14 protein-coding genes are annotated in these 14,535 nt (G+C 57.8%); 6 read left to right on the forward strand and 8 right to left on the reverse strand.

Annotated elements, in window-relative coordinates; genetic code table 11:
* Window positions 1–13: 13 nt before the first annotated feature.
* Window positions 14–736 carry a WYL domain-containing protein gene (locus GH722_00440; protein MRG70220.1) on the reverse strand — a complete coding sequence of 241 codons (723 nt, stop codon included), beginning with the start codon at window positions 734–736 and terminating at the stop codon, window positions 14–16.
* Between the two features lie 97 nt (window positions 737–833).
* Here GH722_00440 and GH722_00445 point away from each other — a divergent pair, with 97 nt between their 5' ends.
* The 6 genes from GH722_00445 (at window position 834) to GH722_00470 (ending at window position 5,753) form a co-directional block, all read left to right on the forward strand.
* The gene (locus GH722_00445) at window positions 834–1,487 is read left to right on the forward strand and encodes a flavin reductase family protein (GenBank protein ID MRG70221.1); all 654 of its coding nucleotides are present in this window, start codon (window positions 834–836) and stop codon (window positions 1,485–1,487) included.
* A 16-nt stretch (window positions 1,488–1,503) separates the two neighbouring features.
* Window positions 1,504–2,697 (forward strand): acetyl-CoA C-acyltransferase, encoded by a 1,194-nt coding sequence (locus GH722_00450; protein ID MRG70222.1) that lies wholly within the window; start codon window positions 1,504–1,506, stop codon window positions 2,695–2,697.
* A gap of 102 nt (window positions 2,698–2,799) precedes the next feature.
* Window positions 2,800–3,630, forward strand: a complete 831-nt coding sequence (locus tag GH722_00455) for a helix-turn-helix domain-containing protein (protein ID MRG70223.1) — start codon at window positions 2,800–2,802, stop codon at window positions 3,628–3,630.
* 106 nt (window positions 3,631–3,736) lie between these two features.
* Entirely contained in the window at window positions 3,737–4,402 is a 666-nt protein-coding gene (locus GH722_00460; GenBank protein MRG70224.1) for a branched-chain amino acid ABC transporter permease, read from the forward strand.
* Window positions 4,132–4,701 (forward strand): hypothetical protein, encoded by a 570-nt coding sequence (locus GH722_00465; protein ID MRG70225.1) that lies wholly within the window; start codon window positions 4,132–4,134, stop codon window positions 4,699–4,701. Before GH722_00460 ends, GH722_00465 begins: the two co-directional genes overlap by 271 nt.
* On the forward strand, window positions 4,593–5,753 hold the full coding sequence (locus GH722_00470) for a hypothetical protein (GenBank protein MRG70226.1): 1,161 nt from the start codon (window positions 4,593–4,595) through the stop codon (window positions 5,751–5,753). The genes GH722_00465 and GH722_00470 overlap by 109 nt, the downstream gene beginning before the upstream one ends.
* Before the next feature lie 6 nt (window positions 5,754–5,759).
* On the opposite strand, the gene bmt is transcribed toward GH722_00470, so the two are convergent.
* The 7 genes from bmt to GH722_00505 are packed head-to-tail and all read right to left on the reverse strand — an operon-like array spanning window position 5,760 to window position 14,527.
* Window positions 5,760–6,899, reverse strand: a complete 1,140-nt coding sequence (gene bmt / locus GH722_00475) for a betaine--homocysteine S-methyltransferase (GenBank protein MRG70227.1) — start codon at window positions 6,897–6,899, stop codon at window positions 5,760–5,762.
* A complete protein-coding gene (locus GH722_00480; protein MRG70228.1) occupies window positions 6,823–8,013 on the reverse strand; it encodes an aminotransferase in 1,191 nt (396 codons plus the stop codon). The genes bmt and GH722_00480 overlap by 77 nt, the downstream gene beginning before the upstream one ends.
* Before the next feature lie 26 nt (window positions 8,014–8,039).
* Window positions 8,040–9,458: a DUF4384 domain-containing protein gene (locus GH722_00485; GenBank protein ID MRG70229.1), complete on the reverse strand. Its 1,419-nt coding sequence runs from the start codon at window positions 9,456–9,458 to the stop codon at window positions 8,040–8,042.
* A complete protein-coding gene (locus GH722_00490) occupies window positions 9,455–10,567 on the reverse strand; it encodes a hypothetical protein (GenBank protein ID MRG70230.1) in 1,113 nt (370 codons plus the stop codon). Before GH722_00490 ends, GH722_00485 begins: the two co-directional genes overlap by 4 nt.
* Window positions 10,567–11,094: a hypothetical protein gene (locus tag GH722_00495; GenBank protein MRG70231.1), complete on the reverse strand. Its 528-nt coding sequence runs from the start codon at window positions 11,092–11,094 to the stop codon at window positions 10,567–10,569. The genes GH722_00490 and GH722_00495 overlap by 1 nt, the downstream gene beginning before the upstream one ends.
* Complete coding sequence (locus GH722_00500; protein ID MRG70232.1) at window positions 11,094–12,542, reverse strand: hypothetical protein; 1,449 nt, start codon at window positions 12,540–12,542, stop codon at window positions 11,094–11,096. The genes GH722_00495 and GH722_00500 overlap by 1 nt, the downstream gene beginning before the upstream one ends.
* The gene (locus tag GH722_00505; GenBank protein ID MRG70233.1) at window positions 12,542–14,527 is read right to left on the reverse strand and encodes an SUMF1/EgtB/PvdO family nonheme iron enzyme; all 1,986 of its coding nucleotides are present in this window, start codon (window positions 14,525–14,527) and stop codon (window positions 12,542–12,544) included. Before GH722_00505 ends, GH722_00500 begins: the two co-directional genes overlap by 1 nt.
* Window positions 14,528–14,535 lie beyond the last annotated feature (8 nt).

The following is a 14,535-nucleotide window of genomic DNA, read 5'->3' on the forward strand; positions in this document are numbered from 1 at the left end:
TATTTTTATAACATTATGATTTATCGCAGTCTTCTGCCAACTTTTTTTCCGACTCTGTTTCCATCCATTGCATAAAGTCTCGCAAGGTTTTTCCACTTTCCCGTGGATAAATATCCTCCAGAAACTCAGCATCCACCATCCGGTCAGCCCGGAAAGTCCGGAAATCCTGCCGTAATTCGCACCAGGCGATAATCAGCCAGACACTTCCAAGAAAAGCCAGACCCAGCGGCCAGATTACCCGCTCCGTATCCGCTCCGGCGGCATCTGTGTATATCAGCCTGATCTTACGACGGTCATTGGCGGCCCGGCGCACGTCAGCCATATCGACCCGAATCTGTGGACGTTGACCAAGGTCCGGTGCGTAGAGCACCGCATCCATCAGCTTTGCCTTCAGCCGGTCCGGCAGAACCGCTTCGACTTTGCCCAGCAGGTTTTCTGCAGCACGCCCCAGTTCCCGGTCTCCCCAGGTCTGTACCGTGCGCGCGCCCAGAACGATGGCTTCGACCTCTTCTTCCGTAAACATGAGCGGCGGCATATCAAAACCGTCGCGCAGCAGATACCCCAGCCCGGCCTCACCCTCTACAGGCACCCGCGCCGCCTGCAAACGGGCCATGTCGCGGTAAACCGTGCGCAGTGAGACCTCCAGCTCCTCGGCAATCAGCTGAGCGGTCGTCAGCCGGTTCCGGCGGCGCTGCAATATCTGGACAATCTGGAACAGGCGGTCTTGTGCGGGCAATGGTCAGTTCCTGTATAGCGCGACCGGTTCGGATGACAGCAACCGTTGGCCTGTCGGATAGCGGCGTGTAGGATCGCGAAAATTATGGAGATTTCCAATGTTTTACGAACCCAAGAATAATGATCACGGACTGCCCTACAATCCGTTCAAGAGCATCGTCATTCCCCGGCCCATCGGCTGGATATCCTCTTACGATTCGAAAGGCGTGCCAAATGTCGCACCCTACAGCTTCTTTAACGGCGTCGGTTTCCATCCGCCAATCCTGATGTTCGCCTCCAGCGGGTATTTCGAGGGTGGCCGGATGAAAGACAGTGTCACCAACGCCCGCGACAGCGGGGAATTCGTCGCCAACATGGTCAGCTACGATCTCAAGGACCAGATGACAAAAACTTCCGAAACACTGCCGCCGGAAGTCGACGAGTTTGAACTGGCCGGTCTCGAAATCGAACCGGCGAAGATCGTCAACGCACCGATGGTGAAAGCCTCACCGGTAAAGATGGAATGCCGTACCATCAAGCTGGTGGAGCTTCCCGGTCACAAGGCAAACGAGCCGACAATCGTCACATTCGGTGAAGTCGTTGGTATTCATATTGATGACGATTACATTACCGCTGATGGCCTGGTCGATGTCCTGAAAATTCAGCCGGTCGCCCGCCTCGGCTATATGGATTACACCTCCGTCACCTCAGTCTTCTCAATGGAGAAAGAACTGAAGGAAGACCGGATCATTAACAGCAACGCCGCCGAATAAGCAGGAGACAGATATCATGAGTGCACAGAATGAAGTGGTGGTGCTGAGCGCCGTCCGGACTGCTATCGGTGGATTTGGCGGCAGTCTGAAAGATGTCGCCCCGACAGATCTCGGTGCGACTGTAATCCGTGAGGCCGTAACGCGCGCCGGTGTCGACAGCAGTGATATCGGCCATGTGGTCATGGGCAATGTCATCCATACGGAACCGAAAGACATGTATCTGTCCCGGGTTGCGGCGGTCAATGCCGGCATCCCCATCGAGACCCCGGCCCTGACCCTGAACCGTCTCTGCGGCTCTGGCCTGCAGGCCATTGTCACGGCGTCCCAGCATATCATGCTCGGCGATTGCACCGCCGCTATCGGAGGCGGCGCAGAAAGCATGAGCCGCAGCCCGATGACTGTCCCTGTTGCCCGCTGGGGTCAGAAAATGGGTGACGCCAAGATTGTCGATATCATGGTCGGGGCACTGTCCGATCCGTTTGGTAATGGCCATATGGGCATCACGGCGGAAAATCTGGCTGAGCAATATCAGATCAGCCGTGAGGATCAGGACGCTTTCGCCCTGGAAAGCCACCGTCGCGCATCACTTGCCGCCAGTGAAGGCCGTTTCAGGGAGCAGATTGTCCCGGTTGAGGTAAGGCAGCGACGCGAAACCGTCATGTTCGAGACCGATGAACATGTCCGTATGAATGCCAAACCAGAGGACATGTCGAAACTTCGGGCGGTCTTCAAGAAAGACGGCACGGTAACGGCTGGTAATGCATCGGGTATCAATGATGCGGCATCGGCCGTCGTGCTGATGGCAGCAAGTGAAGCTGAAAAGCGCGGTGCAAAGCCGATGGCCCGTATTGTTGCCTATGGCCATGCCGGTGTTGCACCGGAAATCATGGGCATCGGTCCGGTCAATGCCTCCCGCAATGCGCTGACCCGTGCCGGCCTCAGTATCGACGATATCGATGTCATCGAGTCCAACGAAGCCTTTGCGGCGCAGGCCTGTGCTGTCTCCAGGGACCTCGGATTCGATCCGGCCAAGACCAACCCGAACGGTGGCGCGATTGCACTCGGCCACCCCATCGGAGCTTCCGGCTCCATCATCTTCACCAAGCTGCTTTATGAATTGCAGCGCACAGGCGGTCGCTACGGCCTCGCGACCATGTGTATCGGTGGTGGTCAGGGCATCGCCGTGATTGTCGAAAACCTGGCCAGTTAATCAATCTGCCCCCTCATCCCCTGCTAATCGGGAAGAGGGGGCAGTTCGGTCCAGCGCCAAAACGTTCAAGACCACAGCCCTGATTTACGGCATAATCTGCAGATGTGCTTCTCGGGTGATGGAAAATCGATCGACCTTACCTTCCGGCGTATTCCTGAATATGGCGGGGCCGAACTGTCGCATGCCCGCTTTTCAGATTTTTCCTTCCGCAAACATGCCCATGACCGGGTAGGTATCGGCATCGTCACCAATGGTGCCATGCAGGTAAACACACCCCGGAAGTCTTTCATTGCCGAACCGGGCATTCTGATGACAGTCAATCCGGATACGGTGCACTGGGGTTGCGGCGTTGGAGATCATGACTGGGAACAGCATATTCTTCTGATTGATGAGGCTAGTTTTGCCGAGACGGTCCGGGAAATGACCGGGCGTAACCAGAACGAGAAGTTCACCAATCTGTCGCTGCCGGACCCCGATCTGTGGCGTTGTTTTCAGGATGTGCATGGCGCAATCGCAAAGACAGATGTACCGCTGGCCCGGGGCGAACTGCTGCTCGGTCTGTTCGCTGATGTGGTTGAACGCTCCGGCGTTGCTCCCGACCTTGACCAGGCTGGCCGTAATGAACCCCGTGCCGTCACACTGGCGCGCAGCTATATCGACACGCATTTTGCAGAGCCCATCAGCCTTGACGATCTTGCCACAATCACCGGCATCAGCACCTACCGGCTAAGCCGGGCCTTTCGGCACAGCGTTGGTCTTCCGCCACATGCCTACCAGATGCACCGGCGAGTCCGCGCAGCAGAATGGATGCTGCGGCAGGGTCAGGCCCCGGTTGATGTCGCAACAGATTGCGGGTTCTCGGATCAGGCACATCTGACCCGCGTCTTTCGCCAGGCCACAGGCATCACGCCCGCACAGTTTCGGGCGGGCTGACCGCGCCATTTCGTTCAAGACGAAACCTCCTGTCCCCCCTATACATCCTCGTCTGCTCCGGAACTGATCCGGGGCACAAAGTCGCAATGGCGCAGAAGGTAACAGAATGAATCCCGAGTTCCTTGCAGGTGTAAGAACAGCCCTGCCTGTTTCCGTCGGTGCACTGGTCTTCGGGCTGACACTTGGCGTCACCGCGTCGCAGGCGGGACTGAGCGCCGTCGAGATGGGCCTGATGAGCGCCACCGTCTTTGCCGGGGCCAGCCAGCTGGTGGCCGTCCAGATGTTCGATCAGGGCGCCACTCTGATTGCCATTGCAACCGCCGTCTTTGCCGTCAACGCACGGCATATGCTGATGGGGGCAACCCTGACACCGCTGATCAGGTCGCATCCCCGCCCCCTGCGCTGGCTGGCATTGCTGATGATGGTCGATGAATCATGGGCACTGACCATGGCCCGCAGCCGGCAGGTGCCAACCGGCCCTGCCTTCATCATTGGCGCGGGATGCCTGTTCTTCCCGATCTGGCTCAGCGCCACTATGGCCGGGGTATGGTTCGGCGATCTGGTGCCCGATCCCCGTCTGTTCGGGCTCGACTTCCTTGGTGTTGCCGTGTTCATCGGCATGCTGGCATTGCTGCAACCAAAGCGCCGCGACCTGCCACCTTTCATCGCAACAGCGGTTTTATCCCCCTTGCTGGCGACAGTTCTTCCCGGAAGCTGGAGCATCATTGCCGCCGCGTCCGCAGGTGCCCTGATTGCGGCGGTACGACCATGAGCTTTGATCCCCATATCGTCCTGACCATTCTCGCAATGGCAGCAGCAACAGCGTTCACCCGCCTCAGCGGTTACTGGATCATCAGCCTGGTTGAGCCCGGCCCCCGGCTTCGCCGGTTCCTGGATACAGCACCACAGACAGTCTTTGTCGCAATGATCGCCCCGCCGATCTGGAATGGCGGACCGGCAGAATGGATGGGTGCCGTCGCGGCAGCAGCAGCCATGAAACTGTCAGGAAATCTGGCGCTGACCATCGCCGCCGGTGTCGGCACCACCGCTGTGATCCGTTATCTGTTGTAAAAGCATTAGGTGGTTTGACAGCAACGTATACATTACGCAATGATCCGGCTCCATTCCGGGAGAGAAATCAGATCATGAGTACCACCAGCAGCTTCCAGTTTGACGCCGCCGCCTTCGGAACTTTCGGTTCAGGGCTGACACGCCCGGAATGTGTCGCGGCAACCCGCTCCGGCGCGGTTTACTGCTCTCATTTTGGCGGGGGCATATCGCGTATATCACCGGACGGAACCCGCACTGATATTCTTGGGCCCGGCGATCCCGTGGTTGCCACCAACGGCTTTTCCCTGATGCCCGATGGCAGTGCACTCTGTGCCAGCCTGTTACCGCCGGGTGGTGTCTGGCGGGTCACACCGGATGGTCAGCAGGAACCCTTTCTGGTCGAACTCGACGGTGAAGCCCTGCCGCCCTGCAACTTCGTCAATTACGATACCGAGGGCCGGGTCTGGGCAACCGTTTCAACAAAACGGGTTCCCCGGGCGCTCGGTTATCGCAAGGATGTCGCCGACGGCTACATCATCTTGAAAGACAAACGGGGCACACGAATTGCCGCGGAGGGTTTTGGCTATACGAATGAATCACTGGTTCATCCGGACGGGCGGCATCTTTACGTCAATGAAACCTTTGCCAGAAGGCTGACCCGGTTACGGATCACCGATGACAACCGGCTGGTTGAGCGGGAAACAGTTGCAGAATTCGGGCCGGGAATATTTCCGGACGGACTTGGCTTTGATGCTGAAGGGGGGGTCTGGATTGTCAGCATCATTTCCAACACGGTCATCCGGGTCATGCCGGACGGTGAACAGCAGATCATCCTGCAGGATGCTGATCCGGACCATCTCGACATGGTCGAGGCCGCCTATGAGGCCGGTCAGATGGACCGCCCGCATCTCGACACCATCAAGTCGGCCCATCTCCGGAACATCTCATCCATTGCCTTTGGCGGGCCGGACCTCAAGACCGTTTACTTCGGCAATCTGCTGGATGACCGGATATATACTTTCAAAAGTCCGGTCGCCGGTGCGGCCCCGCCGCACTGGGCCTTTAATCTGTAACCGGAATCACGCCCGACGACGGCGCCGGCGCGGTGCCTCGCCATGCGGTGTGACTTTTGGCTTCGGCGGTGTCTCGCCAAGCACATCCCTGATACGTTCATCTGTTGGAGGCTCACCCGGTGCATAATCTTCCATCGCCGCCTTCATCGCAGCCAGATGCTCGCCACGGGTGCCACAGCAGCCACCGATAATCCGCGCACCGGCATCCCGCGCCATGCGGGCATAGGTCGCCATGATTTCAGGCGTTCCGGTATAGACAAAACCATCCCCTTTCCATTCCGGAATACCGCAGTTCGCCTTGGCGACCACCACCGCACCCGGCCAGATTGCTTTCGCAACACCAACCACGGACGAAATATTTTCCCCGGCCCCAAGCCCGCAGTTGGCTCCAAAGCCCACCGGGGCCACTGCCATCGCACCAGCAAAGTTCGAGGCTTCCTCCGGGGCAACGCCCATCATGGTTTTCCCGGCTGTATCAAAGGTCATCGTTGCGACCACCGGCTTGCCTGTTGATGCGGCACCTTCGACCGCAGCCTGCAATTCCTCACGCGATGACATGGTTTCAATCCAGAGCAGATCAGCCCCGCCATCCGCGAGCCCCCGTGCCTGCTCGGCAAAAGCGTCACGGGCGTCTTCATGGGAAAGACTGCCAACCGGAAACAACAACTCACCTGTCGGCCCCATTGAACCGGCGACGACAACCGGCCGATCTGCTGCATCCGCGACATCGCGGGCTATTTTTGCAGCTGCGGCCGCCAGTTCGTAAACCCGGCCCTGGGCATTGTGCAATTTCAGGCGCATGGCATTGCCGCCGAAAGAGTTGGTCAGAATGATGTCAGACCCTGCATCGACAAATTCCTGATGCAGATCACGGATCCGGTCGGGATAATCAATATTCCATAATTCCGGCGCATCTCCGGTCTCAAGACCGCGTGCAAAAAGACCGGTGCCGGTCCCTCCGTCAGCCAGCAGCCAGTCACGTTCAGCAAGCAGGGTCGAAAGCAGGTTGGTCATTCGATTATCCGGATCAGCAGGTTCAGGGAAATACCGTCGACGGTAATCCGCCGGACTATCGTGCTCCGGCGTGATCCTGCTCAAACTGCCGCAACCGGCGGGCAACTTCTGGCATTTCCGCGCCATCAACATTCGCAAAAGCGACGCGCAGATGCGTACCCGCACCACCGAACATGGTATCAGGCAGCGTCAGCAACCCGGCCTCCCGGGCCAGAGCCGGGGCGATGACAGATGATGAGGCTTCAAACGGATGCCGGAGGAAGGCAAAATAGGCACCGATCGACTGAATTTCATAACCGGATTCCACCGCTTCCAGGGCCGCCGTGAAAGCGGCCACCCTGTCAGCCATGACCCGCCGGTTTCCGGCTCGCCAGTCATGGAGATTCTGCAACCCGTAAATTGCCGCCAGCTGCCCGATACGGGGCGCACAGATGGCCAGAGAATCCATCACCTTGGCGATCTGCGTAATAAGCACCGGGTCGGCGACAACGGCCCCAACACGATAGCCGGTCATCGAATAAACCTTCGAGAAGCTATAGAGGTGTATCAGGTGGCTGTCCCATCCTGACCGGGCAATCAGTCCATGCGGACGACTGACCTCCGGTGCCAGGAAATCGCGGTAAGTCTCATCGACAATCAGGGCAATCCCCTGCTCCGCCGCCAGATCGGCGAACTCCTGCAACACCTGTTCCGGATAGACAGCGCCGGTCGGATTGTTCGGCGATATCAGAAGGATCGCCTTTATCCGGTCGGTCATCAGTCGGCGAGCATCCTGCGGGTCCGGAACAAAGCCATTAACTGCCCGGGCCGGCAGGGCAACCGGCTCAACACCCAGCATATCCAGCGTCATCCGATGATTGAAATACCACGGACTGACAACCAGCATCGCATCCCCCGGCTGGCACAGGGTCATCGCCGTCAGATAAAAAGACTGGTTGCAGCCTGCGGCAATCAGAACCTGTTCAGGTGATACCGTTCCCTGATAGGTTTCCGACATATCCGTCGCCAGCAACTGCCGAAGCAGAGGCAATCCTTCAATATCGGTATAGCGGCTGGTTGCCTCTTCCATGACTGCTGTCGCCAGAAACCGACGCAGCCCTTCCTCCGGCGGATAACCGGGCGCTGCCTGTGCCAGATCGATCAGCGGCTTCTCAACCGTAAATGAGACCCCGTCCAGCCAGCTATGTGCTTCTGAAATCGGTGGTTCTTCGATTGCCGACACAAGGGGATTAAGGCTGAAAGCCATGGGTTAAGTCTCTCCACAGACGGGGATCACCTGACCGATGTAGCACCCTCACCGGAAGGATCAACAACAGTTATAAACAGACTGTCCTCGGCAATCCGAAGGTTCGGCAGACTGCGGAATATCTCGACAATCCTGCCGTTCAGACCCGGCGGCAGCGGATCAAGCGACAGCCCCTGCATTTCCTGCGGCAGTTCCCGGCGCACATCCCTGTCGGTCACCAGACATTTGAGCAGCTCCGGGCCGCCCGGTGGCGCAGCAACAAGTCGAAACCCGTCACGCTCCGGAACGGGAAGCCGCCGGTCAGTCCCGCTATCCAGCCAGCTGTCGCCCCGCCGGTTGAGCAAACCCGGATTGGGGACGACCTGCCGCACAAGACCATCAGCCTGAAGATAATAACACCAGAGATAACCGGCTCTGCTGAGGCGAACATCAAACATCAGCGGGTCGCCGACCTTCAGCACGGCCAGACCACCCGGCATAGAAAGACCGATTGTCGGCGGACCGACATCATCTGTCATCGTCAGCAGATCAAAGTTTTCATCGGGGACAAGCCGCAGACCGCCAAGGCTGTCCATTCGGATCTGGCGCTGGAATACACCCAGCACCTCGTTTTCCCGCATGACAGTGATAACCAGGCTTACTGTTGTCCCGCGCAGCCAGTAATCACCACTCACCACGGGGCTATCTGCGGCTGTCACTTCCGTCCCCTGATTGATGATCTGCAGGGGGGCCGCTCCGATCATGTTTTCATTGCGGGCCAGCAACCGGCCTGTCAGTGTCTTGCGAATATATTCACCAAACGGCGATATGCCGCCATTACCGGCCAGCCGAACCACACCCATCTGCAGTTCTCTTGTATCGGCAAGCGCCTCGACAATCGCATTCGACAGGTCATCCACTGCAACATCCAGAGCAACGGCACCGGGTTCAGCCTGAAGATCAGCCGGGGTCAAGGCATGTTGCACGCCTCCGGATACCGCGAGCACCTGTCCGGACAGCGAGACCAGCCGGTAGCGGGCGATCAGCGTCAGGTCATCAAGCCGATAATCCCCAATCACCAGCGCATCGACATCACGGACCTTCGACAACAACTCACCCACAGGATCACCTGTCGGATCATCAAGTGCACCGGTCGCCGAGAGATTGCCGATGAGGGCTGAAAGTTCGGAACGGGCAAGGATTTCAGGCACCGGGTTCAGTTTGAGAAGTGCCTTTTGCAGATCCGCCTCAAGCCCGTAGATGACGGATGCCGCGACAGGCATTCCCTTCTCCGGCCCCGACCACAGGGCAAGCCTTACCGGTCTGTCCGTCACTTCCCCGACAAGTCGGGTGAGACCAGCCTGAAAACTTTCAGCGACGTCATCCACGTTCTGTGCACGGATGGCCACAGAGATCATGGACAGAATGATGAATGACAGGATCAGACTGCGAATCAGGAGCCTCATGGCGTCACCGACAGATTCAACCGGCGGGCGACAGGTTCCTCTCCCGTTGTCATCGCGAACACAGTGACATTGAATTCCTCAGAAAGCAGGGCCGGCAGCATCACCGACCATTCATGCTGGTCGGCAAAGCGGACCGGTAGTGATGCCTCACCCGGTTGCCCGATCATCTCGGCGACGCGGGCACCCTGAAAGTCCGCATAGGTCGACAGGTTCTCCCCGCGTGTTGCGGCCCTGATGACGAAAGACAGACCACATAACAGCGGTGAAACGGATAACCGGACCGCGTTGTTATGAAGGGGAACATCTTCCTGAACCGGTTGCACATTGCCAAAATGAACAGCGGCGCAGCTTTCCCCTGACGGAGGTCTGAGGACGTTAACAGCAAGACGGGGGGCCAGGTCAGCGACCTGTTCCATTGTCATCACACGGTCTTCCGGGGACTCCCGGTCATTGCCGGGCCGAAACTCATAAATCAGAAACCCGAGCAATCCGAGAACCAGACAAACAGCCCCTGCCTTGCCTGTCAGGGTCCATGACTTGCCGGTTGTTGTCTTTCTGGCAGACTCCGGGCGTGGCAGACCAAGCTGGTCAAAAACTTCAAGGGCATCATCGACTGCCGTCACATTCCCGCTTCTCCCTGTCGCCTCCGGCAGTTCATCCGCCGGAACGAAAATCTTCACCGGATGCCCGACCCTGGTGATCAGCCCTCGCAGTTTCTCAAGCTTGATGTCCAGATGACCAACCTTTCGAACCGTAAGGTCAGCATCAACACGCCCGGTAAGGCAGAGGCTGACATCCACTGCATCATTCGGCCCTGCCAGCAGGCCCGAACGCGCCAGGCCGCAAGCCAGAAAAACCGCAAGTTGCCAGCTCTCTCCACTTTCAACAGGCGAGGAAAGGTCCATACGAAAGCCCGGCATGCTGAACGGACCAAATGCCGTATGAGGGGGTCTCCCCGGCTGCATGAAATTATCAAAGCCCGCACTGAGGAAGCCGAGCGGCGTCACACCACGACCGATAAAAACCTCACTCAGCGGTGCGGATTCCGGCTGCAGGCGCTGAATGCGCACCGGCCCGTCAGTTGTCGCAATATAGACCGCATACATCATTATCGCAGAATCAGGACAGAAGACGGCTCTGACAGCAGGTCATAGAGTTCACTGCTGGTATCGATCAAAACCTGAATGACGCCTCGTCGTGATGGTGGCAAAGGAAAGGAAATTCGTCGCTCATCCATACCAAAGACAATGAGGTTAGCCGGGTTATCCGTCGTCATCGACGTCCCGCTGATCAGCAGATAAGTCAGGTTCGGGTCAGATTGTGATTCCCGGAACGTAATCGAATAGCCACGGTATCGCCGCTCTACCGGACCGGCGTCCGCAGCGGCGATGGCAGTGCCAAAATCAACGACGGACAAACTGCGTTCAATTTCCATCGCAGTTCGCCTGGCACCGGAAGACAAATCTGTCCAGTCCAGCTGGTCTGACAGTATCTGCTGATAAAGCCGCCCTGTACTCACCGCCTGTGTTACAAATGTCTCCCCTCCGAGCAGCAACTCGCCACGGATATCTTCCGCCACGAAGGCCTCTCGCAAACCTGCCTCTTCATTGCGTTTCGGAGGTCGAAAAGTAGCCATCATTCAGTCCCGTAAAGCTGGCTGAATATAGCCGAAAATTCCTGACGGTCCTGTTCGAATAATTCCGGCAGTTTTTCTTCCATTCCTGCGAACTGAAGAAGGCACCGGTTCAGATGATCAGACATCCGCACCAGCGTCACCGCAGCCTGTGAAAACAGTTCACGTCGTTCAGCGCCAACATCCTCCGGATCAAACCCTTTGCGTTTCAGCCGGGTTACCGCCTGTCTCGCCTCAGACTTCAGTTGTCCATCCGTCGCCGTGCCGGAAATGTAATGCAGCGAAGCCAGTTGCAGCCGGTGCAGATGGGATTTCAGCTTTTCAAGAACCGCCAGACGGTCTGTATAGGTCTCCGCCTCATCACAGGACAATCGCCGACGGACGGACTCCGCGCCGCGCCGCAACTGAAGATCAACGGTTATCGCGGTCTGGACAGCGCCGAGGCATTCATGCCGGAAATAGCCCTCCGGCAATGACAGCACAGCCGGTCCATAGAACATCAGAATTTCAAGGGGCCGGCGTTCAGATGAGGTCTTGAAGAATTTGATCTCCTGCATCTCCTCCTCATCGAAGACCATGAAGGGGTTCACCCATTCATCGGCCGGCTCCGCCTGAGTATCGGCAACATCAATCTCTGAATCTTCCCGGTCCTGTCCTACAGGAGCCGCATGGGACATTGAAATCGCCAGACGCGCCGTCTCCAGCACCGTCATCAGCGAAATGAAACCATCAAAACAGGTCCGGAAAGACCGGAAGTCACTGCCGCTGGCATGAGACTTCCAGAAATCCAGCACTGCATCATCGTCAATCTGCCAGACACCCGATGTTTCAGCCCGGTGGTTCAGATAGGCGCATAGCCGGTCGAATTTTTCCTCGCGCCGGGCATAAGCCATATGCGTCCGGCGATATCCCCGCATATGCGATGAAATCTGGCTTGCTGCCTGCCGTACATCCGCCTCCCCCAGTGCCTCACTGGCGAGGGCATCAAGAATGTCCTGCAAGGGTTTGAAGAAGCTGAAATCATCAATCCCTGACAGAAATTCATAAAGGCCGAACAAGACCGGCATCCGGGAAAACCGGATCGCAAATCGCGAAGTACCATAGTCAATTTCAATTCCGACAGCATCGACAGACACCATTTTCGCTGGCGTCATCATCTCCTGTATGGCCTGCCGGATAGCACCAACCGTAATGGTCTGCTGACCCAGCAGAAAGCCGAACCGTGCGCCGCCGACAATTCCGCCCTGCGCCAGCGCTGCAGCCATATGGGCAAGCTCATACCATGCCGTGTCCCGGTTCGGGCCTGTACCTGCTCCCGCCACGATTTTTGCAATTTTCTGCAGAACCCGGCTATCCGGATAGCGACCGGATTCCACCAGTCCGGAGAACACGGATATCGGATCGCCTTCGGCACCAACCCGGTACAGATGGATAATTTCGTCCCCGGCCATCACTGTCCAAGCTCCCCCTTTTTCAGATCCCGGGCAACCCGGAATCCGATGACCGGGCTACGGGCATCAGGCTCAATCCACACACGTGGCAATGTCACATCACCGTTCTCATTTTCGAGAGTAGCGGCCCCGCGGACAGCATGGGTAACGCAACGCCGGGTCTCCTGACCGATCCGGCAATCAGCCACCCATTCCCGAACACCATCAGTCATGCCATAAGCACCGGCCGTATTCGCCGCACGGGCGTCGACCGGCTGAGAAGGCCCGCCAATACGGCGTTCATCATGAACGACATCCTGCAGCGACTGATCCGCAACATCCCGTTGCACCAGACCAAACTCCGTCGCCACATATTCCCATTCCGCATCACTGGGCAGCCGGTAGGGAAGGCCTGTGTTTTCCGACAACCAGCGGACATAGGCCATCGCATCATCCCAGGAAACATGACTGACTGGCGTCTCCTCCGAAGCGGCCTCACGTGCTTTTGGCTGATATCTCCCACAGCCACCGCCTTTCAGACAGGCCGCCCATTCTGACCGGGTAATCTCGTGACTGCTGATCGCGAAAGGCTCGGGGATATCAAACAAGCGCGAGCTACTCCTGCTGGTTGCCATAAAACGTCCGGAACGAGTGACCAGCATCTCGGGACAGGTCTTGCAGTCGGAAAACAGATCGCCGGGCTGCCTGACAGATGACCGGACTTCCGAGACATCAGCCCGCTTTTCAGGCGACAGCAGACTGGCATGAATGAAGACTGTCCGGTCATCTTCCCTGCGTATCCGGAACCATGGCGCATCACGCAGCTTGCCTGTTACCTGAACGGCAGCGTTTCTGACAGACTGGCCAACCCGTTCGCTTTCAACCCCTGGCTCTCTGCGGTGGTTGGCCCGGTCAACGATCACGTAGAGAACAGTGTCCATAGGGTCGATCAGCCCGGCGGGCTTTGTCCGCAGGGCTGACAGGCGGTTTGCAGCGAAGGGGACAAAGGGACTTTCCGGATAGGTATCGATAAACAACTGGAAGTCTTCCGGACGCTGACTGTCGCGCAGGCTGTTCCAGACTATCGCATCCGTCTGATGACCGCCGGATGGCGTCATAGGCTGACGGTCGAGCAAGAAAACAAAATCGCCTTTGTCATAGAGCGGATCACGCAAGGGGCCGAACTGTGGCGTCTGGCCATTACCTGTATAATTGCTGACAGCATCCCCCATGAAGAGGCCGAGTTCGGAGGCCGTCAGATAACCGTCGCCGTTAGCGTCAGCGGGCCGTTTGCCATCAAGCGCTTCAAGAAACAAACGCCGGAACAGACCGTCATCGGACACCTTTTGATTGGCAGAGCCCGAGGTCAGGAACTGCCTGACCGGATTCAGCACGGCGCGGCGGACCGCTGGTGGTGGCAATGCACGGGTCGCCCCGAAAACCGTACCGGCAAAACAGCTGTCGAAAACCGCAAGGCTGTGCCGGGACCGGGCCAGTCGCGCAAAATTACCAATATCGCGCAGATGCAGAGCCGTTCTGCGAAACCCTGTATCATCGTCGGGGGTCGCGCCGTCAGACGGGATGATGAAGCCCTCGCCATCAAGCGTATGGCCATGACCGGCAAACCAGACAAACAGCCTGGAGTCCGGACTGGCACCCCGTTCGATAAAGAAACGCCGGAAAATCTGCCTCAGCTTGTCCGAAGTCGTGTTTTCAAAATAATCGACGCTGAAGCCACGCTGGCGCAAACTTTCAGCAACAGCACGGGCATCGGCAACCGCGTTGTGAAGTCGTGGCCAGCCGTTTGAATAGGCGTCAATACCGATAACCAGCGCATGGGAAGACCTGTAGAGATTAACAACGTCAGTCTGCCCCTTGCTGTCATCCGGAATGATTTCAATCTCGATCCCGCGCTGCCCGGCATTGGCAAAAGCAGCGGACAGCGCACCCAGCAGCAACCCGGCAGACAACAGAACAACACAGAACGATTGATACCGTCCAACCAACTTGACCA

Source organism: Alphaproteobacteria bacterium HT1-32 (genome assembly GCA_009649675.1).
In the GTDB taxonomy this organism is placed as follows: domain Bacteria; phylum Pseudomonadota; class Alphaproteobacteria; order Rhodospirillales; family HT1-32; genus HT1-32.